Annotated in this window: 1 protein-coding gene; it reads left to right on the top strand. The window is 51.2% G+C overall.

Annotated features, from left to right (window positions below):
* The coding region (locus ABYT30_RS17170; RefSeq protein ID WP_373097666.1) for an Hpt domain-containing protein at positions 1–3,518 on the top strand (3,518 nt) is incomplete at both ends.

Below are 3,518 nucleotides of genomic sequence, written 5' to 3'. Positions count from 1 at the left end.
CTGCTTAAGGATGTGCTGCTTACCGGAAATCAGACGGCTTTAGAGCGGGCAACAGCGATACTGCATCAGGTGCAGGGCAGTTTGCGGATGATCGAATTCAGCGGTCCCGCCCTGTTGTTGGAAGAAATGGAAGCTGCCCTGCTATCATTGCAAGATGGCAGCATGCCTCGTTCGCAACACAATATTGTGCAAACTGTATTAAGCTGCGCGCAAGAATTACCCGCCTATTTACAGCTGCTTGGTGAGTCACAACGTGAGTTGCCAGCCTCCCTCATTATTATTTTTAACGATTTGCGTGCCGCTACAGGGCAAGGCTTGTTGTCGTCATCAGTATTATTTAATCCTCGTTTGAATGTTGAGGTTGATGCCAGTGAGGCTACTCAGCAGCTTGCTGATGAAACGTTTTTAGAGTTGGCTGGCAAGCTGCTGAAAATGTACCAAATTGCGGCGGCGGCGTATGTTCGTGGTGGCGACGACCAACAAAATTTAGTGTATCTCGGCAAAGTCTGCGGTCGCGCGGCGAAATTATGTGGTGGTAAAGAACAAAAGTTTCTTTGGCTGGCTGCATTAGCCTTAATAGAAGGCCTGGCAAATAAATCGATTAGCCGTCGTTTTGCTATTCGCGAGTTATTGGCTCGCCTCGAAATTGAGCTTGCCAGCTTTGCACAATTGGGCGCTAAAGCTCGCGATCGTAAAGTGTCGAGTTCATTGCTTAAAGATATTCTTTTTTATGTGGCCAGTAGTCGTTCGTCTACGCGTTATATTGCGGAGGTCGTCGAGCGGCATCACTTGGCCGCTATGTTTGGTGATGAAGGCGGCAGTGAGTCGCTGGTATTTACGGCAGAAATTCGAGGCGTGGTTGAGCAGGAGCTGCTCAATATCGCCGAGCAATTATCCGGTGATGCGAGTCACGACGAAATTAGCCTGCGTTGTAAGCAGCTGAGTGATGCATTGGCGCTGTTGGGTATGGTTCAGCCGCTCTATTCCTTAAGGGCGATTGCCGAAGGTCTAGAGCAGGGCTTGAGCTCGGGAGCCAATCAAAACCTGGCTAATGCCTTGCGGCGATTGGCCGAGCGCGTGACAGAAAAGACTGCGCCCGCCTTGAGTGAGCAGAACACTGCGCCAATTAACGGCGATGACGCCCAAGTGGCAGTGACAGCGAAAAGTAGGGCGGTATTATTTGAAGCCCAAGAAGCGATCATCGCTTACGTTGCGGAACAATGGGAAAGTAATCATTTAGTTGAGGTTCCGAACCAACTTCGGGAATTGGCTAGGGATTTGATTGCCGCTGATTATGGCGATTCCGCGGGAATATTAGAAAGCTGCGCGGAGTATATCGACCAGCAAATTATTTCTACGCAGAACGTGCCTGAATGGCAAATGCTCGATGCCCTGGCCGACGCGTTAACGGCTGTGGACTACTATTTAGAACGCTGCACTAAAGGCCGGCAACACGCTGATCACAGCTTACTGGCTGGTGCTCAGCACGGGGTTGCACGTTTGGGTTACCCCATTGCCGGCGTCGATGTTGTGGTGTCAGCTAATGTGCTGCAATGGCCAAATCAAAGTGCAAGTGAAAGCGCTGCGGTGCGAGAGAGTTTGGCCGACGACGCTCATGAGAATGACGTTGCCCTTGAATTAGATCCCGATATTCTTGAAGTCTTCCTTGAAGAGGCGGAAGAAGTACTAGACCAATTGCATGAAACGCTGCCTCAGTGGCGTGGGCAGGTCGACTCCATTGATCATTTGGCAGTTGTGCGCAGAGCCTTCCACACCTTGAAAGGCAGTGGTCGGATGGTGGGTGCTGAACAACTCGCTGAACTAGCTTGGTCAGTGGAAGCGATGCTGAATAAAGTGGTCGATGGCCGTCTGGTCATGGATGACGCGCGCTTAAATTTGATTGATCAGATTATCGATCTATTGCCTGAAATGACCACTGCTTTGGCCGCAGGGCGCGCAGTATCAAACACAGTTGTTAATGGATTTATCAGTCAAGCGAAAGCGCTGACCGACAGCCAAGTAGTCAGTGCGGCAACAGATGCTGGCAGCGCTGATGACGAGGGTCTGATTGCGGTGTTTGTCGGTGAAGCCGATACCCATTTGCGAGTGCTTGAGGACTATATTGAGAGTGTTGATACTTATCCGGTGAGGCTGACCGATGATGTTCAGCGTGCATTACACACGCTAAAGGGCTCGTCAAAAATGGCCGATGTTGGCCCAATCGCTGCCATTATTACGCCACTTGAAGGCTTGGTAAAAGAGTTGCGCTCGATGCGGGTTGCCGCAGAAGAGCGTTTAATTGCCTTGATCTCAGATGTAATTCGGGAAGTTCGGACGACGATCGCCGAGATGGTCTCGGTACCGGTGTCGGCACTAGAAATACCTACAGAGTTAGTTCAGCGAATTAACGCCTTAGCAGTGCAGTTAATACATGAGGCTGAATTTTCTACAGACCGCGACAATAGCGGCGAGCTTGCACCAGGGGCGCTGGACGCGTTTCTGGCCAGTAATAGCGATAGCATTCAGGCCCTGAGTGACTTGCTCAGTGAGCCGTCAGATTTACAAGCGGTTAAATTAGTTGATTATGCGCCGGTGATGGGCGTTTTTGCTCAGCGCGCCGAAGAGATAGATTGCGAAGCAATTGCGGAGCTTGCGCAGGCAGTGCAGGTCTTGCTTAGCCATGCTCGAGACCCGCTGGGGGCAAATTTTCTCTCCCTGCTTGAAGCTGCGCTTGATCAGTTAATGGAATATTTAAACCAATTGGCCGCTGAGCAAACTGTGCTGGAAAATTCAGCGCTGATTGACAAAATCCGCAATTTTGAAGCGAGTGCCAAACTCGGCGCCGTTGAACCGAATGAAGTGAACGAGGTTGCTCCTGTACAAAGTGCGCCCACGCCATCTGCCCCTGTAGAAGTGACTGCAGCGGCGCCGTTGGCGAGCTCTGAAAACGACATCGATCCGGAAATTATTGAAATTTTTATGGAGGAAGCCCATGACCTCCTCGAGTCAATGGACGAATCCATTCAGCGCTTTTCCGAGAATAGAGAAGACCAAAGTCAGCTCGATGATATCCAGCGCTATCTGCACACCTTAAAAGGCGGGGCCCGCTTGTCGGGTATTAAAGTACTTGGGGACCTGAGCCATGATATTGAAACAGTTATCGCTACTGCCGTAGCGAAATCCACCAGCAGTAGTGATGACTTTTTTAACACCTTGCAGGGTTTTCAGGATCAGCTAGTTAAGGAGCTTGGTCGTATTGGCGCCGCCGGCGTGGTGGCCGAAGAAATGCCGTCGCTAGTGCCAGTGGCTGGCGGCGACGGCGAAGATGATGATGTTCTGAGTCAAGTTGCCGAGCTACTGCCAAGCAATATGACTAGTCGCACGTCACCCCAGGCAGATAACGAGTCGGGCAGTAGCCTAGCGAATAGCGCCGGACGCGCGCCGCAGGAAATGATTAAAGTGCCCTCGCTGCTGCTTGAGCGCTTAATTAATCTTGCGGGTGAAACTTCCATCGCGCG

Source organism: Zhongshania sp. (genome assembly GCF_041623545.1).
GTDB lineage: Bacteria > Pseudomonadota > Gammaproteobacteria > Pseudomonadales > Spongiibacteraceae > Spongiibacter.
This window is presented reverse-complemented; position numbering and strand designations above follow the sequence as displayed.